At 29.9% G+C, this 26473-nt stretch carries 19 protein-coding genes and 1 riboswitch; of the genes, 4 read left to right on the plus strand and 15 right to left on the minus strand.

What is annotated here, in order from left to right:
* Window positions 1-8: 8 nt before the first annotated feature.
* From R3X25_RS11080 to R3X25_RS11135, 12 genes are all read right to left on the minus strand, one after another.
* Window positions 9-3338 (minus strand): transglutaminase family protein, encoded by a 3330-nt coding sequence (locus R3X25_RS11080; RefSeq protein ID WP_317674779.1) that lies wholly within the window; start codon window positions 3336-3338, stop codon window positions 9-11.
* Between the two features lie 226 nt (window positions 3339-3564).
* On the minus strand, window positions 3565-4158 hold the full coding sequence (locus R3X25_RS11085) for a bifunctional precorrin-2 dehydrogenase/sirohydrochlorin ferrochelatase (protein ID WP_317674781.1): 594 nt from the start codon (window positions 4156-4158) through the stop codon (window positions 3565-3567).
* Between the two features lie 56 nt (window positions 4159-4214).
* The gene (cobA, locus tag R3X25_RS11090; protein ID WP_317674783.1) at window positions 4215-4988 is read right to left on the minus strand and encodes a uroporphyrinogen-III C-methyltransferase; all 774 of its coding nucleotides are present in this window, start codon (window positions 4986-4988) and stop codon (window positions 4215-4217) included.
* Complete coding sequence (locus tag R3X25_RS11095) at window positions 4978-7068, minus strand: HEPN domain-containing protein (protein WP_317674785.1); 2091 nt, start codon at window positions 7066-7068, stop codon at window positions 4978-4980. Before R3X25_RS11095 ends, cobA begins: the two co-directional genes overlap by 11 nt.
* A 97-nt stretch (window positions 7069-7165) precedes the next feature.
* Window positions 7166-8413: a sulfate adenylyltransferase subunit 1 gene (locus tag R3X25_RS11100; protein ID WP_317674787.1), complete on the minus strand. Its 1248-nt coding sequence runs from the start codon at window positions 8411-8413 to the stop codon at window positions 7166-7168.
* A 117-nt stretch (window positions 8414-8530) separates the two neighbouring features.
* Entirely contained in the window at window positions 8531-9430 is a 900-nt protein-coding gene (gene cysD, locus R3X25_RS11105) for a sulfate adenylyltransferase subunit CysD (RefSeq protein WP_317674789.1), read from the minus strand.
* Window positions 9431-9440: 10 nt separating this feature from the next.
* On the minus strand, window positions 9441-10058 hold the full coding sequence (locus R3X25_RS11110; RefSeq protein ID WP_317674791.1) for a phosphoadenosine phosphosulfate reductase family protein: 618 nt from the start codon (window positions 10056-10058) through the stop codon (window positions 9441-9443).
* Window positions 10051-10332, minus strand: a complete 282-nt coding sequence (locus R3X25_RS11115) for a DUF2061 domain-containing protein (protein WP_317674793.1) — start codon at window positions 10330-10332, stop codon at window positions 10051-10053. Before R3X25_RS11115 ends, R3X25_RS11110 begins: the two co-directional genes overlap by 8 nt.
* A gap of 131 nt (window positions 10333-10463) precedes the next feature.
* A complete protein-coding gene (locus R3X25_RS11120) occupies window positions 10464-11633 on the minus strand; it encodes a trans-sulfuration enzyme family protein (RefSeq protein ID WP_317674795.1) in 1170 nt (389 codons plus the stop codon).
* A gap of 68 nt (window positions 11634-11701) precedes the next feature.
* Window positions 11702-15094 carry a bifunctional aspartate kinase/homoserine dehydrogenase I gene (gene thrA, locus R3X25_RS11125; protein ID WP_317675067.1) on the minus strand — a complete coding sequence of 1131 codons (3393 nt, stop codon included), beginning with the start codon at window positions 15092-15094 and terminating at the stop codon, window positions 11702-11704.
* 180 nt (window positions 15095-15274) lie between these two features.
* Window positions 15275-15379, minus strand: a riboswitch (SAM riboswitch).
* A gap of 179 nt (window positions 15380-15558) precedes the next feature.
* Entirely contained in the window at window positions 15559-16833 is a 1275-nt protein-coding gene (locus tag R3X25_RS11130; RefSeq protein ID WP_317674797.1) for an O-acetylhomoserine aminocarboxypropyltransferase/cysteine synthase family protein, read from the minus strand.
* A gap of 386 nt (window positions 16834-17219) precedes the next feature.
* On the minus strand, window positions 17220-17639 hold the full coding sequence (locus tag R3X25_RS11135) for a DM13 domain-containing protein (protein ID WP_317674799.1): 420 nt from the start codon (window positions 17637-17639) through the stop codon (window positions 17220-17222).
* Window positions 17640-17897: 258 nt separating this feature from the next.
* Between R3X25_RS11135 and metK the strand changes: the two genes are divergently transcribed.
* Window positions 17898-19154, plus strand: a complete 1257-nt coding sequence (gene metK / locus R3X25_RS11140) for a methionine adenosyltransferase (RefSeq protein WP_317674801.1) — start codon at window positions 17898-17900, stop codon at window positions 19152-19154.
* 67 nt (window positions 19155-19221) lie between these two features.
* Here the strand turns inward: metK and R3X25_RS11145 are convergent, their stop codons facing one another.
* From R3X25_RS11145 to R3X25_RS11155, 3 genes are read right to left on the minus strand one after another with little or no spacing between them, the layout of a single operon-like run.
* Window positions 19222-19737 (minus strand): PepSY domain-containing protein, encoded by a 516-nt coding sequence (locus tag R3X25_RS11145; RefSeq protein ID WP_317674803.1) that lies wholly within the window; start codon window positions 19735-19737, stop codon window positions 19222-19224.
* Window positions 19738-19747: 10 nt separating this feature from the next.
* Complete coding sequence (locus tag R3X25_RS11150; RefSeq protein WP_317674805.1) at window positions 19748-22423, minus strand: TonB-dependent receptor; 2676 nt, start codon at window positions 22421-22423, stop codon at window positions 19748-19750.
* A 28-nt stretch (window positions 22424-22451) separates the two neighbouring features.
* A complete protein-coding gene (locus tag R3X25_RS11155; protein ID WP_317674807.1) occupies window positions 22452-23333 on the minus strand; it encodes a GLPGLI family protein in 882 nt (293 codons plus the stop codon).
* Between the two features lie 121 nt (window positions 23334-23454).
* Between R3X25_RS11155 and R3X25_RS11160 the strand changes: the two genes are divergently transcribed.
* The 3 genes from R3X25_RS11160 (at window position 23455) to R3X25_RS11170 (ending at window position 26313) form a co-directional block, all read left to right on the plus strand.
* On the plus strand, window positions 23455-24945 hold the full coding sequence (locus R3X25_RS11160) for a HAMP domain-containing sensor histidine kinase (RefSeq protein WP_317674809.1): 1491 nt from the start codon (window positions 23455-23457) through the stop codon (window positions 24943-24945).
* Entirely contained in the window at window positions 24938-25621 is a 684-nt protein-coding gene (locus R3X25_RS11165) for a response regulator transcription factor (protein WP_317674811.1), read from the plus strand. Before R3X25_RS11160 ends, R3X25_RS11165 begins: the two co-directional genes overlap by 8 nt.
* 77 nt (window positions 25622-25698) lie before the next feature.
* Window positions 25699-26313, plus strand: coding sequence for a deoxynucleoside kinase (locus tag R3X25_RS11170; RefSeq protein WP_317674813.1), 615 nt, complete (start codon window positions 25699-25701; stop codon window positions 26311-26313).
* Window positions 26314-26473 lie beyond the last annotated feature (160 nt).

Genomic DNA, 26473 nt, shown 5'->3' on the forward strand with positions numbered 1-26473 from the left:
TCTTCCTTTTATTTTTTCCTTAAGTCCAATGTATTTGGAAATTCAAAATTAATCGGAATTTCTTTATAACGAAACTTTTTTGAACTTCCTTTTTCTTGCACTGTTTTTGTTGAGTCATCATCATCTTGTAATGTCTCTTCAATAGGATCTATTTCACCTTGAGTATGTCCAAATTCCCAAAAACGATTAATTCTTCTGGATTCTGCTTCAAAACTATTTACTGGATATGTTTCATACGATCTTCCACCTGGATGCGCTACAAAATAAGTACAACCACCAATAGAGCGTCTGTTCCATTTATCAACAATATCAAAAACTAACGGCGTATCTACTCCAATAGTTGGGTGTAATGCAGAATATGGATCCCACGCTTTATATCTAATTCCTGCAACATATTCACCTTTTACAGGTGTAGGCTGTAATTGAACTTTCACTCCATTACATGTTAACACATAGCGTTCTTCAATAAAGTTATTAACTTTAACTTGAATTCTTTCTAATGAAGAATCTACATAACGTGCTGTTCCTCCACCAGTCATTTCTTCACCTAAAACATTCCAAGGTTCAATAGCGGAACGTAATTCAATATGAATATTATTTATATCAACCATTCCGTGTAGCGGAAATCTAAATTCAAAAAATGGATTAAACCAATCTTCTTTAAATTTATAACCTGCTTTATTTAATTGCTGAACAATGTCTTTAATATCCTCACGAACAAAATGTTCTATTAAAAATTTATCGTGTAATTCTGTTCCCCAACGCACTAAATCGTGTTCATAAGGTTTTTTCCAGAACCAAGAAACCAAGGTTCTTACCAACAACATTTGCATTAAACTCATTTCTGGATGTGGCGGCATATCAAAACCTCTCAATTCTAAAATTCCTAATCTTCCTGAAGAAGAATCTGGCGAATATAATTTATCAATACAGAACTCGGCTCTATGCGTGTTTCCAGTTAAATCGGTTAATAAATGCCTAAATAATCTATCCGTTAACCAAAATGGCACTTCCCCATCTTTTGGAATTTGACTAAATGCAATTTCCAATTCATATAAGTTTTCTTGACGTGCTTCATCAATTCTTGGGGCTTGACTAGTTGGCCCAACAAATGAACCTGAAAACAAATAAGATAATCCTGGATGATGCTGCCAAAACGTTAATAAACTTCTTAATAAACTTGGCTTTCTTAACAATGGACTATCAGCAGGTGTAATACCTCCTAAAGTTACGTGGTTTCCACCACCAGTTCCTGTATGTTTACCATCCAACATAAACTTTTCAGTTCCTAATCGAGATAGTTTTGCTTGTTCGTAAATGGTAAATGTATTTTCTGTAAGCTCTTTCCAATTGTGAGTTGGATGTACATTTACTTCAATTACACCAGGGTCTGGCGTAATTTTCATAGATTCTAGTCTACTATCTTTTGGTGGTTCATATCCTTCCAAAATAACAGGAATATTTAAAGCTCTTGCTGTTAATTCTATTGATGAAATTAAATCTAAAAATATTTCTGCAGAATCTAATGGTGGTAAAAAAAGATATAATTTACCTTCTCTAACTTCTGAACAAAGTGCTGTTCTTACAAAGTAATTGTGCCTATTCTCTAAAATTCCATCACTTAAAAATTCTCTATGCCTTTTTAAAACTCGATTTTTATAGCTTGGTAATTTTTTCTTTTTTGAAAAATTATCAGGTTCAAATTTAGGAAATTCGTTTCCTGGTTTTTCAATTAACGAATCTAACGGTAACCTTAATCCTACAGGTGAATTACCAGGAATTAAAAAGATATGATTTCTTCTAAACTCCCATTGATTGGTGTACCATTGACCTTCTGAATTATTTAAAGGCAACACGTAACCAACTGCTTTATCGGTTCCAGATTCTAATATTTCATTTAATTTTTTTCTAACTAAAGAAGCTTCTTTATCGTTAGAAGGATCAACATCTACTGGTAATTTACCTTGTTCCCATAAAAAGTAAAATGCATCTTCATAAGTTGGTAAAATATGCTGGTTTGAGATTCTTAAATAATTTGTAAGTGTTTCTAAAAACAGTAAGTCTGCATTTTCTTGTAATTCTACATTGTCTGAAAAAGCACCTAAAAGTTTTTCATTATGCCAAATTGGTCTTCCATCTTTACGCCAACAAATTTCAATTTGCCATCTTGGTAATGGTTCACCTGGATACCATTTTCCTTGTGCATGGTGTAAAACACCTCCTTTGGCAAATTTATCATATAGTTTTTCAGTTAGGTTCGCAGCTAGTTTACGTTTATGTTCTCCATCAGCATCGGTATTCCATTGAGCAGATTCCATATCGTCAATTGAAACAAAAGTAGGCTCACCTCCCATTGTTAAACGCACATCACCTTTTTCTAATTCTTTTTCAACTTTAAAACCAAGCTTATAAATTTCGTTCCATTGTTCTTTTGTATAAGGCTTTGTTACACGTGGAGATTCGAAAATACGTTTTACTGTATTCTCATAAAAAAATTCTGTTTCACACACGTCAGTCAACCCTTCAACAGGTGCTGCACTTTCAAAATTAGGAGTACACGCTAATGGAATATGCCCTTCTCCAGCCAATAAACCAGATGTAGCATCAAAACCAATCCAACCAGCTCCTGGCAAATAAACTTCTGCCCACGCATGTAAATCTGTAAAATCTTCTTCTGGACCCGAAGGGCCATCTAATGATTTTTCATCAGAAGCTAACTGCACTAAATATCCTGATACAAAACGTGCTCCAAATCCTAAATGACGTAACGTTTGTACAAACAACCAAGCATAATCTCTACAAGATCCATTTTTTTGTGCTAAAGTTTCTTCACATGTTTGCACTCCAGGATCTAATCTAATATTGTAGTTTAAATACTCATAAATTTTTCGATTAATATCAATTAAAAAATAAATAGTTTTTCGCGGTGTATAATCTATGGTTTTTAAAAAACCTTCTAAAAGTTTTCCTTTTTCAGTTATTTCTAAATAAGGAGATAATTCTTTTTTTATAGTATCGGTATATTTAAACGGATATTCTTCGGCAGATTCTTCAACAAAAAAATCAAATGGATTTATTGTTTTTAAATCTGCTATAATTTCAACATCAATAGATAACTCTTTTGTTTTCTCTGGAAAAATTAAACGCGCCATATAATTTCCAAAAGGATCTTGCTGCCAATTAAAAAATTGATTTTCAGGTTTTATTTTTATTGAATAAGACTCTATTGGTGTTCGGCTATGAGGCGCAGGTCTTAATCTAAAAATATGAGGTGATAGTGAAACTGATCTGTCATATTTATAGGTTGTTTTATGAGAAATTACAATTTTTAAAGCCATATATTTTTTTTGAAAACAGTATTTGTTTAACGTTATTTATTATAAAATAAAGATTTCTTAAATTTAATAATATTTCAATAAAAACATATTTTTATTGAATATAATATTGCATTTTTATACAAACTATTAAAAGTGATGATTATTTTAAGTAAAATACTTCAATATCAAAATTTTAAATAATGAATATTGAAGTAAGTATAATATTAGAGTAAATTATTTAATGAACTTATAAAGGTATTTGCTCTTTGTTATCAATAATTCGTTTAGTTAGGGAGTTTAACGTTGATACTTTTTCTTGAAAATCTCCTTTTATGGTTTTTCTAAATCTATTTAAATTAGTGGCTAAATCATCAATATTATCGGGAATAACTTCTTCAAAAAACTGACGTAGACGTTTTGCTAATGTAGGTGATTTACCATTTGTTGAAATTGCAATTTTAATATTTCCTTTTGTTACAATTCCTCCTAAATAAAAATCACATAAACTTGGTGTATCTGCAATATTTACTAATATATTTTCTGCTTTTGCATCTAAATATATTTCTCTATTAACTATTTTATTATTAGTAGCTCCAATTACTAATTGCTTATTTTTTAATGCTGATTCACTATAAGCAGATTTTACCATAGAAACGCAATATTTTTTAGCAAGGTTTAAAAAATCATCATCAAATTCTTTTGAAACCACTACTACATTTGCATTTGGGCTCGATTTTAATAAGAATGATAATTTTTCTAAAGCAACTGTTCCTCCTCCAACAATTAAAACATTTAGTTGGTGTACCTTTAAAAATATTGGATATAATTCGTTTTTTATCATAATTGTATGAGTAGAATGTTTATAAATAAAACTAGTTATGTTGAACTTAACGATATTTAATATTGATGTTCAACTAAATTTAAACTTTGATAGAAAGAGCGTAGTTTTGAACTTTCTTTTACAACCTCGCCTATAACAATAATGGCTGGAGATGATAGCTTTTTTTGAGCAACAACCTCTTCAATAGTACTTATTGTACCTAACCCTAGTTTTTCGTTTTTAGTGGTTCCATTTTGAATAATTACTGTTGGAACATCTTCTTTTTCAAACTGCTTAAAAATAGAAACTATTTGATTTAACTTACTCATTCCCATTAAAATAACAACCGTTGCAGTTGATTGAGCTGCTAAATAAACATCGTTTGATAGGTTTTTTTCTGTGGTTGTTCCGGTAATTACCCAAAAACTTTCAGAAACGCCCCTTTTTGTTAATGAAATTCCTTGACTTGCTGGAACAGCCATTGACGAAGAAATTCCCGATATTACTTCAGTTTCAATCCCAAAAGACTCTATATAATCTACTTCTTCTGAACCTCTACCAAAAATAAAAGGATCTCCACCTTTTAAACGAACTACATTCTCAAATTCTAACGCGCTTTTCACAATTAACTCGTTAATTTTATCTTGTGAAAACCGATGATAACCTTTTCGTTTTCCAACAAATATTTTTTTTGCTGTTGGTGCATATTCTAATAATTCTCTATTAATAAGAGCATCGTACAAAACTACTTTTGCTTGTTTCAATGCTTTTACCCCTTTCACTGTAATTAAATCTGGATCACCTGGACCTGCACCAATTAAGGTTACTTTTCTTTTTATATTATTCTTCATTACTTACAGTTTTGGCTCTATAATTATCTACTTTTTTATAGAATGATTTAGCATCATTCAAATACTTTTCAGCAAATTGCTGTGATGGTTCATTATTTTTTATTTGATAAATTAATTCAGAAAAAGGAATATCTAATTCAATCTTATCATGAAAAACCTCTTCGAATTGAGAGATAATTCCGGCATGTGTATTTGTTTTTTTTCCTTCTGAAGTTAACAATGCTTTTGCTGTATTTACAATACTAGAATATGCATAGTAAATGCTATCTGAATATTGATTTAATTTTAAGGACTCTGAAGCATTTTCTAATTTTTCTTCGCTTTCAAATAAAAGTGTAGCTATTAAATCAATTACAACACCTGCACATTCACCAACTCCAACAGCTTTAACATATGCTTCATTACTTCCCCAATCAACAAAATCGCTTGGCTCTAAATTTGAAGTATCCGCTAATGGCTTTAATAAATTGTAAAAATACTTTTCACCTTGTCTATCATAATAATCAATAAAAGATTCTTCGTCTTTTACATTTGCTTCGTAATTGTTTAAAATTGTTCGCAATGCTTGAGGACCTCTTTTACTTGGAATTTTTAAAACCTTATCAGCAATTCTTCCTTTTCCATCACCCAAAACACTTCCACCTAACAACACTTGTAATGCAGGAGCAACTAACTTTCCTGATTTAATAGACATACCTTGAAAACCAATATGAGCCATTGTATGCTGCCCACAAGAATTCATACAACCACTAATTTTTATGGTGATATTTTTGTTGTTTGCATAGTGTGGATATTCCGTTTTTAAAACCCTTTCTAATTCTGTAGAAATTCCAGTACTGCTAGCAATACCTAAATTACAAGTATCAGTTCCCGGACAAGATGTAATATCTAATGCACTTTGGTAACCTAAATCTACAAATCCAAGTTTTTGCAATTCAACATAAAAAAACGGTAATAACTCATTTTTTACATGACGAATTAATATATTTTGACGTAGTGATAAACGAATTTCGTTCCCCGCATATTTTTTAATTAAATCTGCTAAAATTCTAGCTTCTTTTGTATAAAAATCTCCTAATCGAACTTTTACACCAATTGCACTTAAACCTTTTTGTTTCTGTTCAATTACATTTGTTGCTTTCCATGTTTCAAAAGCATTTTGATCTTCAATTTCTACTGTAGTGATTTGAACATGAGATAAATCAACCTCTTTATTTAAATTTGATGTATCTATAGGAAAAGTAGACACTGATAACGCTTTTTGTTCCTCTTCTACTAACTTTACAAAAGCATCAAAACCAATGTCTTTTATTAAAAATTTTAAACGAGCTTTTGCTCTTTTAGAGCGCTCTCCATACCTATCAAAAACTCGTAGTACAGCTTCAGTAATAGGAATAATTTTATCTGCTTCAACAAACTCAAACAACGTATCGGCTAATCTAGCTTGAGAACCTAAACCACCAGCAATCATCACTTTAAAACCAACAACACCATTTTTAATTTTGGCTATAAATCCTAAATCGTGCATAAAACTTAATGCAGTATCCTTGTCTGTTCCAGAGAATGAAATTTTAAATTTTCTACCTAATTCTTGACAAATTGGATTACGTAAAAAGAATTCGAATACAGCATGTGCATAAGGCGAAACATCAAAAGGTTCATCTTTATCAATTCCTGCAGTTTCACTTGCAGTAACATTTCTAACTGCATTTCCACACGCTTCACGCAGTGTAATATCATCTTTTTCTAATTCTGCCCAAAGTTCAGGTGTTCTATCTAAACTTACATGATGAATTTGAATATCTTGCCTGGTTGTAATATGAAGTCTTCCTCTAGAGTATTCATCAGAAACATTGGCTATTCTATGTAATTGTTCGCTTGTTAATTTACCATAAGGTAATTTAATACGAATCATTTGAACTCCAAATTGACGCTGCCCGTAAACTCCACGTGCTAAACGCAGACTTCTAAAACGTTCCTCGTCTATAGTTCCTTCATAAAATTGTTTAATCTTTTTTTCTAGGTCAATAATATCCCTCTCGACGATCGGATTTTCGATCTCGCTTCTAAAGCTTTGCATGCTATTTGTTTTTTTAGTTAGTAGTAATAGATTCCCTAGTTCATAAGGAATTATGAGCTTTAATAAATTATATGTATTTGATTTTTAGTTTCTTACCTTATTCGATAAATCCAACACCCACAGTGTTGTTTGATTGTGGATCTATTAAAATAAATGATCCGTTAGTTCTATTTTCTTTAAATGCATCAAAAAATATTGGCTTGTTTAATTGAAATGAAATTGATGCAATATCATTCATTTTTAAACTATCAACATCCAACTCAATTCCAGAATAATCTGGATTTATTCTATTATGAATTGTATTTACTTTTGCCAATACTTTATTTACTCCATGTTGTAAAACATATTTAGAGCCTGACTGTAAATTTTTATTATCCATCCAAGCTATAGTTGCAGTAAAACGTTTATCACTTTTTGGTAATTCTCCAACTCTAACAATCATATCTCCTCTGCTTACATTTACATCATTTTCTAATGTTACAGTAACTGATGATCTACGTGCAGCACTTTCGTATTTTTTGTCGTAGAAATAAATCTCTTTAATTTTACTTTTTGTTTCTGAAGGAAGAATTACCACATCGTCTCCGACTTTTAAATCACCTCCATAAACTTTACCTGCATACCCTCTAAAATCGTGATATTCTTCTGTTTTTGGACGAATAACATATTGAACTGGAAAACGAACATTTCCTTTATTATAAATATCTTCCGTATCTAATTTTTCTAAATGTTCTAGCAAAGTTTGGCCTTCAAACCAATCCATATTATTTCCTTTTTCAACTACATTATCACCTTTTAAAGCACTTACAGGAATAAACGTAATATTTTGATCTTCGTAATCACTTTTATCAACAAGTTTTTGAAAATCTGCTTTAATTTCGTTGTATCTATCTTCAGAAAATTCAACTAAATCCATTTTGTTAACAGCTACAATTACATCTTTAATTCTCAATAAATTATTTATGAAAAAGTGACGATATGTTTGTTCAATTACTCCATGACGCGCATCAATTAAAATTATTGCTGCTTGTGAAGTTGAAGCTCCTGTAACCATGTTACGTGTATACTCTACGTGACCTGGTGTATCTGCTATAATATAACTTTTAGTTGCTGTTGAAAAGTAGATATGTGCTACATCAATTGTAATTCCTTGTTCACGTTCAGCAACCAAACCATCTGTTGCTAAAGAGAAATCTAAATAATCATATCCTTTTTGTTTTGAACTACGTTCAATTGCTTCTAACTTATCATCGGTTAATGATTTTGTATCATACAATAATCTCCCGATTAAAGTACTTTTTCCATCATCTACACTTCCTGCTGTTGCTATTTTTAAAACTTTCATTTTTTTGTTTAGCTTTTTACCGTTCGCTTATTGCTATTGGCTTAATTTTAGTAATATTTTTTTCTCTGCTATTGGCTAAATGCCAAAAGCTAAAAGCACAATTTTCTAAAGAAAATTTTAAAAGTACCCTTGTTGTTTACGTTCTTCCATTGCTGCTTCTGAACGTTTATCATCTATTCTCGCTCCTCTTTCTGAAATACTAGAATCTCTAATTTCTGATACAACTTGATTAATTGTTTCAGCATAAGAATCTACTGCTGCTGTACAACTCATATCTCCAACGGTTCTAAAACGAACCATGCGTTCTTCTACTACTTCTTCTTCATCTCTATATACATGTTCAGAAGCAGACCATATAAGGCCATCTCTTAAAAATACACTACGTTTGTGAGCAAAATAGATTGAAGGAATTTCTAAATTTTCATTTTCTATATACGTCCAAACATCTAATTCTGTCCAGTTTGAAATTGGAAAAACACGCACATTTTGACCAAAATCAATTTCACCATTCAACATATCGAACAATTCTGGGCGTTGATTTTTTTCATCCCATTGACCAAAATCATCACGCACTGAAAAAATACGTTCTTTTGCTCTAGCTTTTTCTTCATCTCTTCGAGCTCCACCAATACATGCATCAAATTTAAACTCTTCAATTGCATCTAATAATGTTGTTGTTTGCAACATATTTCTGCTTGAATATCTTCCTGACTCTTCTTTTACTTTACCTTGATCTATAGAGTCTTGTACATTACGTACAATTAATTCTAATCCTAGTTCCTTAACCAATTTATCTCTAAATTCTATAGTTTCTGGAAAGTTATGTCCTGTATCAATATGCATTAATGGAAAAGGAATTTTAGCTGGGTAAAATGCTTTTTGTGCCAACCTTACTAATGTTATTGAATCTTTTCCTCCAGAAAACAACAGCACTGGTTTTTCAAACTGTGCAGCTACTTCTCTCATAATATAAATAGCTTCGTTTTCTAATTGATTAATGTGTAACTTCTCTGTCATAATTCAAATTTTATGAATGCAATCCGCATTCTCTATTCTCTAATACTTTTGTTGGGTCAAAATATGTAAACTCATTTGGCAATTCTTTTTCTGCTAAATAAGTATCTAATTCTTTATCTGTCCAATTATAAAAAGGACTTACTTTTAATTTTCCATCTTTACTAAAAGAAGCAACACTTATACTATCTCTAAAAGCAGTTTGACCTTTACGTAAATTAGTAAACCAAACATCTGGCTGATGCTCTTGCATTGCTCTATTAAACGGTTCTAATTTTACTTGTTCTGTAAACACTTTATGCATTGGATCATCAATTTGAGGAATTCCCATAATTGAATCTCTATGAGCAGTAGTTTGTTGCGGTACATATAAATGCACATTTAAACCTAATTTTTCGATAATTTCATTAGCATGTTTATAGGTGTTTGGTGTATTGTAACCAGTATCGCACCAAATAACTTTTAAATCTTTTTTTATTTCAGTACAAGCATTTAGAATTGCCACTTCGTAAGGTCTAAAATTGGTAGTTACTACTGGGTTTTTAGCATAATCTAAAGCCCAAACAATAATCTCTTCTGGAGATTTCCCTTCTAATTCCTTATTAATTTCTTCTATTGATAATTTACTCATTTTTTCCCCATTTTATATTATTCCAAGCTCTTTCATGAAAGAAATATAAAGCCATTTTAGTAACCAATTCTACTGTTCCAATACTAATTGCTAACGCAACTTCACCTGTAATTAACCAAGAAATAACTACTGTATCTATAGTGCCAACTACACGCCAACTTATTGATTTAACAACACTTCGAAGTGTGCTTTCAGAAGAGGTTTTTTCAACTTTTTTTGACTTTTCTTCTTTAGCCTTTTTTTGGTTCGATATAAATATTTGATCTAAAATCATTTATAATTTTAAAATTTACATTTTTTAACATTGCAAACATACATTATTTTTTATTACCCTACTAATTCGATAGACTTATAGGGTAAAATTTTTTAAACTTTTAACATATCCCTAAAAATCATCTTAAAATTTTAGCTATTTAGTGCTTGCTCTAGGTCTGAAATAACATCTATAACATTCTCTAAACCAACCGATACCCTTACCAATCCAGGTGTAATTCCTGCTGCTAACCTCTCCTCTTCACTTAATCTAAAATGTGTGGTTGAAGCTGGGTGCGTAACTATAGTTCTAGTATCTCCTAAATTAGCAGAAAGCGAACATAATTTAATGCTATTTAAAAACTTTTTACCTGCTTCAATTCCTCCTTTAATTTCAAAAGCAATTATATTTCCTCCTAATTTCATTTGCTTTTTTGCAATTTCATATTGCGGATGCGATTCTAAAAATGGATATTTTACCAAGCTTACATTTTTATTAGACTCTAAAAATTCAGCAACTTTTAAAGCATTTTCGCAATGTTTTTCAACTCTAACAGCTAAAGTTTCTAAACTTTTACTTAATACCCAAGCATTAAAGGGTGACATTGCTGGTCCTGTATTTCTAGAAAATAAATAAATTTCTCTTATTAAATCACTATTTCCAACAACTACTCCACCCAAAACTCTACCCTGACCATCCATTAATTTAGTTGCTGAATGTACTACTAAATCTGCTCCATATTTAATTGGTTGTTGAATGTATGGTGTTGCAAAACAGTTATCAATTACCAATAATAAATGGTGCTTTTTTGCAATTTTCCCCAACAACTCTAAATCTATTAAATCTACTCCTGGATTTGTAGGAGTTTCAGCATAAATTATTTTTGTTGAAGGCTTTATAAAACTTTCTATTTCTTCAGGCTTATTTATATCGAAATACGAAGTTTCAATATTCCATTTTGGAAGATATTTAGTAAACAATGTATGTGTTGAACCAAAAACAGAACGTGCCGAAACAATATGATCTCCACTGCTTAACAACGCTGCAAAAGTTGAAAAAATTGCTGCCATACCAGTTGCAAAAGCATAACCATCTTCAGCTTTTTCCATTGCTACCACTTTCTCTACAAACTCCGATGTATTTGGATTGCTGTAACGTGAATAAATGGTTCTAATTTTTTCTTCAGTAAAAGAAGCTCTCATATCCTCTGCATCTTCAAAAACAAAACTAGATGTTAAGTACATTGGTGTTGAATGTTCTTGAAATTGAGAACGTTCTAACTGGTTTCTAATGGCTTCTGTTTCAAAATTAAAATCGCTCATATTTATTGAATTCCTATATTTTAATATTCTAAAACAAGTTCAGAATACTGCTTTATTATTAGTTAAAATTAATTCTTTTCTGCTAAACGTAAAATATCTCCAAATACTCCACGCGCTGTAACTGCTGCTCCTGCTCCTGCTCCTTGAATAACAATTGGTTTTTCACCGTAAGATTCTGTATAAATTTCAAAAATGGCATCTGCTCCTTGAATTTGACCTAAAGCACTTGATTTTGGTACAGACACTAATTTTACTTCTAAAACACCTTTATCTTGTTGTAAATCTCCGGATAAATCTCCTATATAACGAAGTACGTGATTTTCTTTTTGATTGTCTTTTACTTCTTTATAATAACCGTTCAATTCTTCTAATCGTCCTAAAAACTCTTCAGCAGAACCTTTACGTAAATTTTCTGGAATTAAATTTTCAATAACTACATCTTCAAATTCATTTTGTAAATCTAACTCACGAGCTAATATCAATAATTTTCTACCAACATCATTACCACATAAATCTTCTCTTGGATCTGGTTCTGTATATCCATTCTCAATTGCTTCACTTAATACTTCACTAAAAGGTCTATCTTGAGCTGAAAAATTATTGAACAAATAACTTAATGAGCCTGAAAACACGCCTTTTATTCCTGTAATATTTTCACCTGAATCGTGTAATACTTTTATAGTATCTATTAAAGGTAAACCTGCTCCAACATTTGTTTCGTACAAATACGTTTTTCTATTTTTAGCTAGTTTCTCACGCAACTCTTTGTAAAAATCATAACTCAACGTATTTCCAACTTTATTTGATGAAATTAAATCGAATCCGTTTTCAACCAACTCAATATAATTTTCAACAAAGTCTGCACTTGCAGTATTGTCTATTGCAATTAAATTTTCTAAATGGTTTTTATCTGCAAATTCAATAACATTTTTTACTGAATAATTCTCTACACCTTCGCTCAATAACTTTTCCTCCCAATTTGAAGAAACTCCATTTTTATCTAACAATACTTTTGTTGAATTTCCAACAGCAAACACATTTAATTGTATGTTTTTACGTTTTAAAATATTTTGTTCGCTTTTTAATATTTGCTCAATTAAAGTTCCGCCAACTAATCCTTTACCAAAAATAGCAATGTTTATGTTTTTTGAAACTCCAAATATTTCACCGTGAACAACATTAACAGCCTTATTTAATTCAGTTTGCTTAACAACTAAACACACGTTTTCACCTGTTACTGTATTATTTATTAAAACAGGTGTTATATGGTTTTTTATTAAAGCACTATATGGCTGATGAAATGTATTTAATGTTTGTCCAATTATTGAAATTACCGATACATTTTCAGTTACAAATATGCTGCTAACATCTTTACTTTGGAAGTCATTTTTAAACTCGTTTTCCAATACATGTTTTGCTTTATAACCATTTTTAGCGTCTACTATAAAACCAATTCCACGTTCACTTGAACCTTGCGAGATTATACTTACACTAATCCCTTCTTTACCCAAAGCTGTAAAAATTCTTCCATCAACACCAACTTTACCTAACAAACCTCTACCAACCAAGTTTACCAAAGCAACATCTTCTTGAACAGACAACGATTTTATTCCACCATTTTCAGATTCTGGACCAATTAATGTTCCTTTATTTTCATTGTCAAAAGTATTTAAAATACGTAGTGGAATATTTTTTTGAATTAAAGGAATAATGGTTTTTGCGTGCAAAATATTTGCTCCAAAATTTGCCATTTCATTGGCTTCTTGATAGGAAAGTTTTTCAATTTTTTTAGCATTGTCTACCAAATCAGGATTTGCAGTAAAAATTCCGTTTACGTGTGTGTAATTTTGAAATTCTGAAGCATTTAAAAAATTAGCAATTAATGAGGCTGTATAATTACTTCCATTTCTACCCAAAGTAGTTGTTTCACCATTTAAATTTGAAGCAATAAAACCTGTAATTACTTGAATTTCATTTGCTGGATGTTCAGAAAAATGCTTAATTACCAAATCTTCCGAAGCATCTTCAAATAATTGTGCATCACCAAACTGATCGTTTGTTTTTAATAAAGTTCTAGCATCTACAAAATTTGCTTTGATTCCTTTTGAATTTAATACATGTGCAATTGTTTTTGCTGATAAAATTTCACCTTGTGCTAATACTTGATCTTTTACTTTTGCACTATAATCACCTAATAAATTAACACCTTTAAAAATTTCATCTAACAATTTAAACTCTTCTGAAACTTCAATGGTTTTATCTAACGCTAATTGGTACTTTTTAAAAGCTTCTAATTCCTCTAAATAAGGTAAATTATTTTTGGCTTTTTCTAAAATAGATTCTAATTGATCGGTAGATTTTCCTCTTGCTGAAACTACTAAAGTAATAGCTTCTTCATTAGCCACTTTATTAGAAATAACATTTAATGCACTTTCAATTCCTTTACCGTTTGCCAAAGATTTACCTCCAAATTTTACTACTTTCATGTTGTTTTTTGAACGCTTATTAAAAATAGGTTCTATAATTTTTTCTAGTTGTTTGTATTCTATTAAAAAGGCATCGTGCCCATGCACCGAGTTTATTTCATTATACGTTACATTCGGATTTATTAAAGCCAATTGCTTGTGCGTATCTCTATTTTCTTCAGCTGTAAAAAACAAATCAGAATCCACACCTATAATGTGAATATTAGCTTTAATAGTGTCTAAAATATTATCTTCTCTTCCTTTAGTAACATCTAATGTTTTAAGCAATTGATTCATTAATCTATATGCCGAAAGCTGAAAACGCTCTTGCAATTTTTCGCCATGATGCAACAACCAACTTTCTACATTAAAAATCTCTAACTCATCATTTTTTGAACGCTGAAAACGCTCTTTAAAAGATTCTGGTGTTCTGTAACACAACATTGCGTGCATACGGGCATCGTGCACTGGGTTGCTTGAATTTACCAAAAATTGTTCTTGAATTTGGCAGTTTGCAATTAACCAATCAGTAGCTTTCCAATCGGTTGCAATGGCAATTAAATGGGCTGTAATTTCTGGGTTTATCACTGCCATTTCCCAAGCTATTCCTCCTCCCAATGAGCCTCCAATTAAGGCAAATAATTTTTCAATTTGTAATTGTTTCAATCCTAATAAAAAAATATTTGCTATATCTCTGGCTTCAAAATCTTTATAGTTTACAATTTCAAAACCATCAAAACCATTTCCAGGTATATTGAATGAAAGAATTGTATAACAATTTATATCAATTACTTTTTCTTCACCTACTAAATCTTTCCACCAACCTTCTTCACCAGCAACGTTGCTATTTCCAGTTAATGCGTGATTTACCAAAATAATTGGAGCCGTATTAATTGGCTGTCCAAAAACTTGGTAAGACAATTTAATATCTGAATAAGAATCTCCTTTTTCAGAAGTAAAATTTTGAATTACTATGTGCTTTAATTCACTCATTATTAATTATTAAAAGATTGAAAAATCCAATCATTTATATTTGTTATTACAAAGCTACAAAGTAGCTGAAGTAATCTGTTTGTCTATTAACAGATTGCTTCGTCTCTATGCTCACCGCAATGACGAACGTTTGTTAAAAAATAATTGTTAAGAAAAAAGACAGAATTTCAGAAAAATTCTTGTGGGTTATCTATCCAAATAATTTGGTAGAATTTAGGCACCTTCTTTAAAGATAAAGGGTTGCCAAGGCTTCACAGGGTCTATTCCCTCTGCCTTTCTTGATAACAATAGTCAATAAATTACTGAACTCGAACGCAAATTAACGCATTAATTTTTTTCTAAACAACTGTTTTATACGTAATTATTTTTTTGTTAATCATCATTGCAAAATAGCTGAAGTGCTCTCTTTATCTTAACTACAGATTGCTTCGTTCCTAGCAATGACGATATTTCTATACAATAAACATTTATATAGCTTTAAAAGCTGCTTCTAAATCAGTTTTTAAATCTTCAATATCTTCAAGCCCAACTGACAATCTAATTAAATCTTGACTTACACCCGCACCTGCCTGTTGCTCAACAGTTAACTGTTGATGTGTTGTACTTGCCGGGTGAATAATTAGCGATTTTGTATCTCCAATATTTGCTAATAATGAAAATATTTTAGTTGCATCAGTTACTTTTTTAGCCGCTTCAAAACCTCCTTTTACTCCAAAAGTAACTAAACCACTTTGCCCTTTTGGTAAGTATTTTTTAGCCAACTTATTGTAGTTACTACTTTCTAAACCTGGATAATTTACCCAAGCAACTTCTTTTCTACTTTCTAACCATTGTGCTAATTCTAGAGCATTTGCACTGTGTTGTTTAATACGTACTGGTAATGTTTCTAAACCTTGTATAATTTGAAATGCATTGAACGGACTTAAAGCTCCACCAAAATCACGTAAACCTTCTAAAATTAATTTAAACGTAAACGCTGCTGCTCCTAAAGCTTCACTATAAATTAAACCATGATAACCTGCTGAAGGTTCAGTAAATTCTGGAAATTTTCCGTTAGTCCAATCAAAAGTTCCAGCATCAATTATTGCTCCGCCTAATGAATTTCCTTGACCGCCAATGTATTTTGTTAAAGAATGTATTACTAAATTTGCTCCGTGTTTTATTGGATTTAATAAAGCTGGACTCGCAACTGTGTTATCAACTATAAATGGAACTTCTGCCGCTTTAGAATGTTCAGCAATTGCTTCTAAATCCAACACATCTAACTTTGGATTTCCTAAAGACTCTACAAAAAATGCTCTGGTATTTTCTTGTACAGCAGCCTTAAAATTATCTGGATTAGAAGCATCTACAAAAGTGGTTGTAATACCTAATCTTGGTAATGTTACATTTAATAAAGTGAAAGTACCACCGTACAAACTACTAGAAGCTACTATGTGATCACCGGCTTTTAATAAAGTTAGTAACCCTGTTGATATTGCCGAAGTTCCAGATGCAAATACTACAGCTCCAACGCCACCTTCAATTGCTGCCAAACGTTGTTGTAAAATATCATTTGTTGGGTTATTAAGTCTTGTATAAATAAATCCTAATTCTTTTAGAGAAAATAAATTAGCCGCATGTTCTGTATCATTAAAAACGTACGATGAAGATTGGTAAATAGGAACTGCTCTAGTTCCTGCTGTTGTTGTTGTATCGTGTCCTGCGTGTAATGCCTGTGTTGAAATTTTTTGAGTACTCATAATTATATTTTTAATGTTTTATTCTGAAATTGATATAAAAAAGTCCCTTTAGTTAGGGTATTACCAAAGGGACTTAAAATCTATTTATTGATTTTTTAGTTTTTTCATTTTAGGCAATACCAATTCATTGTGCTACACATTATTTGCATTCGCATTTTTTGTTGATTTGACATGGTGTTTTTTTTAGTTGTATTCATTTTATAAAAAAAAACCTCTGAATTTCTTCAGAGGTTTATTATTTATATTTTATTAATATTTAAACAATAGTTACCTCTGTGTAATTTTACACATCATAGCACACATATTGTTAAACATTGTATTCATTTTTCTTGTTTTTGTTGCAACAAATGTAAATACTTTTTTCTAATCACCAAATATATTTTTAATTATTTTAATTCAGCGTGACCAAAACTCACCAAGAAATCTACACACCAAATTACTACATATTTATACTTTTCTAAATCGGTATTTTCAGGAATATTATATGTATAATTACCCTCAATTCCTTTTAAATCTCCCAAGTTCACAAAATCTGTTGACTCTACAGAAGTTGATAAATAAACCAATAATTTTGGTCCGTCATCGGTTTTGAAATTTTGAAAATTTAATGTTGAATTTGTAACTGTAGTTTTTCCTGAAGTTGGATGCGCATCTGAAACAAAATCACCCATAACTGTTACTTCTTCAGAAAGTTCAGATTCCAAATCTACCTCAATTTGATTCATTGTTAAAGAATCATCTGAATCACTTGAACTACAACTTACCATTACAAAAATTACAACTATAGCTAATATATATTTCTTCATTCTTAAAAAAATTTAATGTATTTGTCGAAAATTTTAAATACTTCTTACAGAATACTTCATAAAAAACAAATGAATTAAAATTTAGTTAAAATTTAGTTGTTATCATTCTAATTTTTATACATTTGCAGTCGAAATTAATAGAGGAAGGATTTGAACTGATTGCAACCTCTCAAAAAAAATGCTAAAGCAGTATGTATTACTTCCTTTAGCTTTCGCAACCAGTAAATTTTAAGTTTAAAAAACAAAAATAGATAGAATATGTCGTATTTATTTACATCAGAATCTGTTTCTGAAGGACACCCAGACAAAGTTGCTGATCAAATTTCAGATGCTTTAATTGACAACTTTTTAGCTTTTGATAAAGATTCAAAAGTAGCTTGTGAAACCCTAGTAACAACTGGTCAAGTTGTATTGGCTGGAGAAGTAAAATCTAAAACGTATTTAGACGTTCAAAAAATTGCTAGAGATGTAATCAATAAAATTGGTTACACTAAAAGTGAATATATGTTTGATGGAAACTCTTGTGGAGTTTTTTCTGCAATTCACGAACAATCTCAAGATATTAACCAAGGTGTTGATAGAGCTTCTAAAGAAGAACAAGGTGCTGGTGACCAAGGAATGATGTTTGGTTATGCTACCAAGGAAACTGAAAACTATATGCCTTTAGCTTTAGACTTGAGTCATAAAATTTTACAAGAATTAGCTTTATTACGTAAAGAAAATAATGAAATTACCTATTTACGCCCAGATTCTAAAAGCCAAGTTACTATTGAATATACCGATGATAATGTTCCTTTTAGAATTAAAGATATTGTAGTTTCTACTCAACACGATCAATTTTTAGAAGATGACAATGAAATGTTGGCTAAAATTAAACGTGATGTTATTGAGATTTTAATTCCACGTGTTATAGCTAAACTTCCTGCTGATATTCAAGCTTTATTTAACAATAATATTGTGTATCACGTAAATCCAACAGGTAAATTTGTTATTGGTGGACCTCACGGAGATACTGGATTAACAGGAAGAAAAATTATTGTTGATACTTACGGAGGTAAAGGTGCTCACGGTGGTGGAGCTTTTTCTGGAAAAGATCCAAGTAAAGTTGATAGAAGTGCTGCTTACGCAACGCGCCATATTGCAAAAAATATTGTTGCAGCTGGTGTTGCTGATGAAATTTTAATTCAAGTTTCATACGCTATTGGTGTTGTAGAACCTATGGGAATTTATGTAAATACCTACGGTACTGCAAATGTAGATTTAAGTGATGGTGAAATTGCTGAAATTATTTCAGAAATTTTTGATATGCGCCCATCTGCCATTGAAGATCGCTTAAAACTACGTCAGCCAATGTATTTAGAGACAGCTGCTTACGGACATATGGGACGTAAAAATGATACAGTTACTAAAACTTTTACAAATGTTGATGGAACTGAAATTTCTACCGAAGTTGAATTATTTACTTGGGAAAAATTAGATTACGTTGATAAAGTAAAAAAAGCTTTTAAGCTTTAAAAAACTATATAAAATAAAAAAAGCCTAACAAATTTGTTAGGCTTTTTTTATACTTTATTCTGAAATTCTATATAAAAAGTAAGATTACTGTTAATACAAAACCCGCTATTGTATAGTACATTCCTTTTTTAAAAATTTTTGATTTTGGAAGAAACATCCAAAAGGAAGAGATTGCAAAAAATAAAAGTGACACTCCAAAAAATACGTTTAACCAATACAATGGTTGTTTAGTTGTTGCTTTGTGTAAATGAACAAACTTATCTAAAACATACGGTAATTGTTTTGATGTATAGTTTACCAAACCAGTTTGTCTATTATAACTTCCACCATTAAAATATACCAAATCACCTTCAGCTTTTGAAATTTTAATATTTCGCTTTTTTATTGCTTTTCCAATTTCTGCTATTTCAGCATTTGGCTGAAGTTTTTTTTCAATTTGTTTTTCTACTTTTAAAAATTCCGTTTCTCTAAAAATTAAAACAACTCCACTTAAGGCGTAAACCGTCATAATTCCTGCTAAAAAAAAGCCTAAATATCGATGCACAATTCTCATATAAAGACTGGTAGATTTTTTGTTACTCATTATTTAATATTTATAAATTATATTTTACTGAAAACATCCATATCCTTGGTTGAATATAATATAATGATGTTGTGTTACTATTTACAATTTCGTTTAAACTATCTCTATTTATAGATGTATTATCTGTTAAATTATCTGCTGAAAGTATAAATTCCCACTTACTGTTTTTTTGCTGATAATAGAGTTTAGCATTTAAAAACGAATACTTGTTTTCTACCGTTTTCTCATCATTTTCATACTTAAAATGAGTATAATCTGCTGTTAAAATAAAGTTCTTTAAAAACCCTACTTCAATGTTTGCAAATGGCTTATCTGTAGTACTTCCTGTATTTGAATAATCTGTAAACGATTTTTGATAACCAACTTCAAAATTAGGTGCATTTTTAAATTTAGTAGCAACACTTGCAGTATAACTATGTGTTAATGATTTTAATTTTACACGCTCATCATTCACTAAATTATTGTAATTATTTTGAGAAATTCTTGTACTAAAGTTTGTTTTCAATTTACTATATGTTTTCCCATATCTAAAACTTCCTGAAAGTGATTCATCAGCAAAATTAAAATTTAAAGGATATGATATTCTATCAACACCTATTAATTCTGTATTGTTTTTTACTGAATTAACATTTTTTGAATAATTTATAGATGCATGAATGTTTGTAAACGAAAACATACTAAAACTAAAATAATTTAATGAGTAGTTATGTTTTAAAGAGTTTTCAATAGTTCTATTTCCGCGAGACATTGCGTTATATGTATCCAATAAATAACCTTCAGCTACAGTTTCAATATCAGAAAATTGCGAAGTAATTGCATAATTTAAACGAAGATTTGCTGAAGAATTAAAACTATATTTTGCATAAATATCTGGTAAAATCTTTGAAAAACTATCTTTATTTTCACTTCCTAATTGTGTATCTTTAGTTGTATATTGATGAATAGTAACACCCGGATTTAATGTAAACTTACCAGCTACAAGCTTATAATAAACACCTAAAAATACATCCGAAAAGTTATAATCTACATTGTTGTTTAATGTTGTATCTGAAAAACTAATGGTACTTCCATCAGGTAATTCTTGTTCAATATCCGATTCAAAATTTTGAGCACTAAAAGTTGTTCCAAAACGAATATTTATATTGCTTTTAGGAGTTAACAAATAGTAGTAATCTAGTTTAGCATCAAACTTACTTGTTGTTGTTTTTGAATTTTGAAACAAATTAAATAAATCTGACGCATCCTCTTGTACAGTTGGTAATAATTCAAAAGGTTGTGTTGAAGTTATTGAATTATACAAAGGCATATCTTTTTGATATAAATGCTGTATTTCAGTAGCAAATATATTTTTATCGTCAATAGTATAATACAAGTTAAAATTTTGATTTACTGAAGCTGGTTTTTCTTCTAAATAGGTATCAACTGCACCTCTGTTTGTAGAATTAACATCGTTAATTTCAGTTTGTTCAGAGAGCTTTCCAAATATATCATAATCTAAATGGATATTGGTATTTGGGCGATAGGTTGTACTAAATTTTAACATCCCTAACTTACTTTCTTGAAATGCTGAAGTTTCTCTTTCTTCAATTAAACCAGTATCGTTGTATATTGTATTAGATTTGGTTAACATGCTAGTTTCAGAATTATTTACAATAGCAAAACCATTTAAGTCTAAAGTTTTTTTAGGCGAAATATTAAAGTTTAATGCTCCAAATTTTGAAACTATTTCTTGTGCTTTGTTATTTTGAGCTGTTGTAAAACCTAAACCTCCTGTTGAAACATTGAAACTTGTTCCTCCACCTTGCATAGAACCACGTAAACCACCTGTAAAACGAAAATAATCGCTTCTTGTAAAAGGTGCAACACCAATATTATTAAAATCTGCTAATAGATTTACACTTTTTTTAGGACTGTAATAAAACAACTTTGGTTTAACAATATGTTTTTCGTTATCTCCAATACCTGCATTTACTTCTCCAAACCAAAAACTATCTTTTCCTGTTTTTAATTTTATGTTTAAGGCAATATTATCTTCATTATTAGTAACACCGCGCATTCCAGAAACTTCGTTATAATTTCTTAAAACTTGAACTTTATCTATGGCGCTTGCTGGAATATTTTGAGTGGCTAATTTAGAATCTCCATCAAAAAACTCTTTGCCTTCAACTAAAACTTTCTGTACTTTTTTCCCTTCAACTTCTACTTCACCATTGTCATCTATTTCAATTCCTGGAAGTTTTGCCAATACATCTTCCAATTTTTTCTCTTTTCCTGAAGTGAAAGAATCTGAATTATAAACAATGGTATCACCAACAATTTTTACGGGCATTTCGTAGGTAATTTCAACTTCATTCAATTCTTCATTGGATTGTGTAAGTACAAAATCCTTTTTAAAATCGTTTCCTGAATTATCAACTGAAATGTCTACATTTAAATTATCAAAACCTAAATAACTAATTTTAATTGAATAATCATTCGTATCTTCTAAACTTAACTTATAGTTTCCGCTATGATCAGTAATTGAATATGATTGTAGAAATTTAGTTCCTTTTTTAAAGGCAATTACATTTGCCATTTCTAACGGATTGCCCTCGTTATCTTTTACAGTTCCTTCTAATTTAACATTTTGTGAAAAAGCAGAAAAAGCTGTTAAAAATAATACTAAAACAATGCTGTATTTTTTCATTATTTAAATTTTAACGTCTATTAATTAGTTAACCTCTCATTCTATGTCCATTATTTCCACTTTTTTGACGCTCATTTTGCATACGTTCTCTCATCTCCTCCATTTTTTCAGTCGTAATTTTATCATATTCAGATTGGGTAACAACTTTCCCTTTTTTAGGTTCTGAAATTTCTATTTTATCTTTTGGATTTAGTACAATTTTAGTACATAAAATAGTTGTATTTGCATAAGAAAGTTCTAAAATTAAACCCGGCAAACCATAATAATTATCAGGTCCATGTCCAACAGGAACATCTAATGTGTACCAAGCAGTTACAACTGTATCAATAATTTCAGGATTCATCATTTCTTCCCTTTCTTTCTTTCGCTCCTCTTCTGTTTTTTTATCTTCTCCTGGTCTACCTCTACCAAATCTCATTTCTCTAGGTTTAGGCATTTGAACTATGGCAGTAGCTTTAAAACATAAATAATTACCAATAGTTTTGGTTTCTTGCTCCATTTTCCATTGATAAGTAGGTAAATTATCTTTTATTAAAAAGTTTTTTCCACTAAATTCATTTTCTTTAGTACTTTTTTTAGTTTGAATATTTTTATAATGTTCCCCAGTAGCACCTCCACCAAACATCATAAATCGCATGCCTCTTCCACCAGATGCATTGTCTAATTTCTCTTCTTCTTTGTAAATAGATTCTGTTTTATTAAACGTAAGCTTGTATGTTTTTTCTAACCTGCTTTTCATCATTTCTTTTACTCGTTGAATTCTATCAGCAGGAATTCCAGAATTATCTAAATCCATGTTTAAAGTAGTTTTAGATTGGTAATTTGCAATACCTTGAAAATCTTGAGCAAAAGATTGTATAGATATAAACAATACAATAGCCGAAGTTAATTTTAGTATTCTTGTATTCATAAGTATTCATTTTTAATTTTGTATCACAAATATAGTTTGAATAAATATTATTTATGGTTAAACAGTGTTAACGTCTGTTAATCGGCTGTGATATTAACATATCTATAACTACCTTTGAGTTATGAACAATAAACGGTACCAATGGATTATATATGTAATTGCAATTACTATTGCAATTACTATTGCTGTACAGGTATATTGGAATTACCGTGAATATCAAATAAATAAAGAGTATTTGATAACCAAAGTACAACGAAGTATTGATACTGCTGTTGAAGATTACTTTGCTGAAATAACAAAGTCTAGCTTTATTACTTTAACCTCATTAGACTCTTCAAATACTAAAAGAAAAAGTGACACTATTAAATTAAAAACACGTTCTAGAAGAATGATGTATAAAAAAATTGATAGTACCTTAATTGATTTAACTGAAAAAGATAGTACCAAAATTTTTGTGATTGATAAAGGAAATCATAAATATGGAGTACAAGATGGTAAAGGCTTTAATTTTTACAAAAAATCTGATTTTTTTGCTCAAAATATGGATAGTATCTTATCCAAAGTAGTTGTTTCTTTTTCAAGAGATTCGCTAGATTTAAACAAGTTAAACTTACAGATTATTAAAGAATTTGAAAGACAAAATATTAATGTTAAATACGCTTTAAACTTTACTTATTATGATTGGGTAGATTACGATAGTGTTACCACAAAAACACAAACCTTAAATATTAAAAATTTCCCTAAAAAACATTTAACCATAAAAACTAAATCGCATTATTTACCTCACAGAAGTAAATTAGAATTATTTTTTACCGATACTACCACTGATATTTTAAGAGAGTCATTTATAAGTATATTACTTTCTCTACTACTTTCAGCTAGTATTATTGCTAGTATTATTTATTTACTTAAAACCATTCACAAACAAAAACAACTATCTGAAGTAAAAAACGATTTAATTAGCAATATTACGCACGAATTTAAAACACCCATAGCAACTATAGCAACGGTTTTAGAAGCTATGAAAAATTTCAATGTTTTAGAAGATAAAAATAAATCTGAAAAATATGTTGAAATGGCAAGTACTCAAACAGCTAAGCTTCATTTAATGGTAGACAAGCTTTTAGAAACTGCAACACTAAAACAAGAAGAAATTAAATTAACTAAAGAACCTATAATTATAAATCAACTGTTGGAAAAAATTGTTGGAAAATATCGTTTACTAAACCCTGAAAAAACTTTTAATTTCAGCAATAAAAATGGAGATATAACTATAAATGTTGATACATTTCATTTTGAAAATGCTATTTCCAATATTATAGATAACGCTATAAAATATGGTGGAAACACAATTTCAACAAAGCAAAATAACACTAAAAAAGGTGTTGAAATTTTAATTTGGGATAATGGAAACGGGATTCCTAAAAATCAAAAAGATAAAGTATTTGAACAATTTTATAGAATTCCTACTGGAAACACACATAATATAAAAGGTTTTGGGATAGGATTGTATTACACTCAAAAAATTATTGAAAAACACAATGGTAGTATTTCAATAAATTACAATAGTAAAAACAACACTGTATTTAAAATTGAATTGCCAAATGAATAAATCAGTTAAAATATTACTTGCAGAAGATGAACCTTCATTAGGGCAAATTGTAAAAGAAAGCTTAGAAACAAGAAATTTTGAAGTTTTACTTTGTGTAAATGGTGAAGAAGCTTATAAAACTTTCAAAGCCGAACAGCCTGAATTATTGGTGTTAGATGTAATGATGCCAAAAAAAGATGGATTTACATTAGCAAAAGAAATAAGACTTGAAGATCCAAACATTCCAATTATATTTTTAACTGCAAAATCACAAACCGAAGATGTTGTAGAAGGTTTTAATTTAGGAGGAAACGATTACCTAAAAAAACCATTTAGTATGGAAGAGTTAATTGTTAGAATGAATGCCTTATTAAAAAGAAAAAAATCATCTGAATCTATTGATAAACCCATAAAAATTGGAAATTACACCTTCGATTTTAAAAAACAAACACTTTCAATAAAAAACAATTCAGAAAAATTAACACATAGAGAAGCTCAATTACTTTTTCATTTAAACCAACAAAAAAATCAAGTTTTAGAACGATCCTTTATACTTAAAAAGCTTTGGGGAAGCGATGATTTTTTTAATGCAAGAAGTATGGATGTTTTTATTACAAAGCTTCGAAAAAAATTAAAATCAGACGAATCAATTCAAATAATTAACGTACGAGGTTTTGGTTATAAATTAATTTATTAACAGTGTACACTTTGATTTGTTTTATCATAAAAAAAATAATTACCTTTAGCACTTTATAATCAAGTTATTTTATAAGTATGCACGTTGCAATTGCAGGTAATATTGGAGCCGGAAAAACAACCTTAACAAAACTATTAGCAAAACATTATAAGTGGGACCCTCACTTTGAATCTGTAGATGAAAATCCTTATCTGGATGATTTCTATGGTGAAATGGAACGATGGTCTTTTAATTTGCAGGTTTACTTTTTAAATAGTCGTTTTAGACAAATTTTAGAAATTAGAGAAAGTGGTAAAGCTATTATTCAAGATAGAACTATTTATGAAGATGCTCATATATTTGCACCTAATTTACATGCAATGGGTTTAATGCCTAATAGAGATTATCAAAACTACTCTTCATTATTTGATTTAATGGAACGTTTAGTATCTCCTCCAGATTTATTAATTTACTTGCGTGCATCTATTCCAACTTTGGTTGGACAAATTCATAAAAGAGGTAGAGATTATGAAAACTCAATAAGCATAGATTATTTAAGTAGATTAAATGAACGCTATGAAGCTTGGATTACAAAATACAGTAAAGGAAAATTATTAATTATTGATGTGGATGACATAGATTTTGTTGACAATCCAGAAGATTTAGGTTCTATTATTGATCGTATCGACGCTCAAATAAACGGACTATTTTAAATAGAAACAAGATATTCATAAATAAAAAAGCCTCGCAATTGCGAGGCTTTTTTTATTGCTTTTAAAAATCGTCATTCTAAACTTGTTTCAGAATCTCATTAAACTTATTCTACATTTTTGTGCGACCCTGAAACTAGTTCAGGGTAACGTTAATTTTATA

Origin of the sequence: Lutibacter sp. TH_r2 (assembly GCF_033101135.1) — a bacterium.
Classification (GTDB): domain Bacteria; phylum Bacteroidota; class Bacteroidia; order Flavobacteriales; family Flavobacteriaceae; genus Lutibacter.

Bases quoted from the DNA above. Each gene is read 5' to 3' on its own strand.
- R3X25_RS11150 (WP_317674805.1), bottom strand. From the start codon at position 22,423: ATGAAAAAATACAGCATTGTTTTAGTATTATTTTTAACAGCTTTTTCT.
- R3X25_RS11080 (WP_317674779.1), bottom strand. From the start codon at position 3,338: ATGGCTTTAAAAATTGTAATTTCTCATAAAACAACCTATAAATATGAC.
- metK (WP_317674801.1), top strand. From the start codon at position 17,898: ATGTCGTATTTATTTACATCAGAATCTGTTTCTGAAGGACACCCAGAC.
- cysD (WP_317674789.1), bottom strand. From the start codon at position 9,430: ATGACAGAGAAGTTACACATTAATCAATTAGAAAACGAAGCTATTTAT.
- R3X25_RS11135 (WP_317674799.1), bottom strand. From the start codon at position 17,639: ATGAAGAAATATATATTAGCTATAGTTGTAATTTTTGTAATGGTAAGT.
- R3X25_RS11130 (WP_317674797.1), bottom strand. From the start codon at position 16,833: ATGAGTACTCAAAAAATTTCAACACAGGCATTACACGCAGGACACGAT.
- R3X25_RS11115 (WP_317674793.1), bottom strand. From the start codon at position 10,332: ATGATTTTAGATCAAATATTTATATCGAACCAAAAAAAGGCTAAAGAA.
- R3X25_RS11160 (WP_317674809.1), top strand. From the start codon at position 23,455: ATGAACAATAAACGGTACCAATGGATTATATATGTAATTGCAATTACT.
- R3X25_RS11145 (WP_317674803.1), bottom strand. From the start codon at position 19,737: ATGAGTAACAAAAAATCTACCAGTCTTTATATGAGAATTGTGCATCGA.
- R3X25_RS11120 (WP_317674795.1), bottom strand. From the start codon at position 11,633: ATGAGCGATTTTAATTTTGAAACAGAAGCCATTAGAAACCAGTTAGAA.
- R3X25_RS11170 (WP_317674813.1), top strand. From the start codon at position 25,699: ATGCACGTTGCAATTGCAGGTAATATTGGAGCCGGAAAAACAACCTTA.
- R3X25_RS11155 (WP_317674807.1), bottom strand. From the start codon at position 23,333: ATGAATACAAGAATACTAAAATTAACTTCGGCTATTGTATTGTTTATA.
- R3X25_RS11110 (WP_317674791.1), bottom strand. From the start codon at position 10,058: ATGAGTAAATTATCAATAGAAGAAATTAATAAGGAATTAGAAGGGAAA.
- R3X25_RS11085 (WP_317674781.1), bottom strand. From the start codon at position 4,158: ATGATAAAAAACGAATTATATCCAATATTTTTAAAGGTACACCAACTA.
- R3X25_RS11100 (WP_317674787.1), bottom strand. From the start codon at position 8,413: ATGAAAGTTTTAAAAATAGCAACAGCAGGAAGTGTAGATGATGGAAAA.
- R3X25_RS11165 (WP_317674811.1), top strand. From the start codon at position 24,938: ATGAATAAATCAGTTAAAATATTACTTGCAGAAGATGAACCTTCATTA.
- R3X25_RS11095 (WP_317674785.1), bottom strand. From the start codon at position 7,068: ATGCAAAGCTTTAGAAGCGAGATCGAAAATCCGATCGTCGAGAGGGAT.
- cobA (WP_317674783.1), bottom strand. From the start codon at position 4,988: ATGAAGAATAATATAAAAAGAAAAGTAACCTTAATTGGTGCAGGTCCA.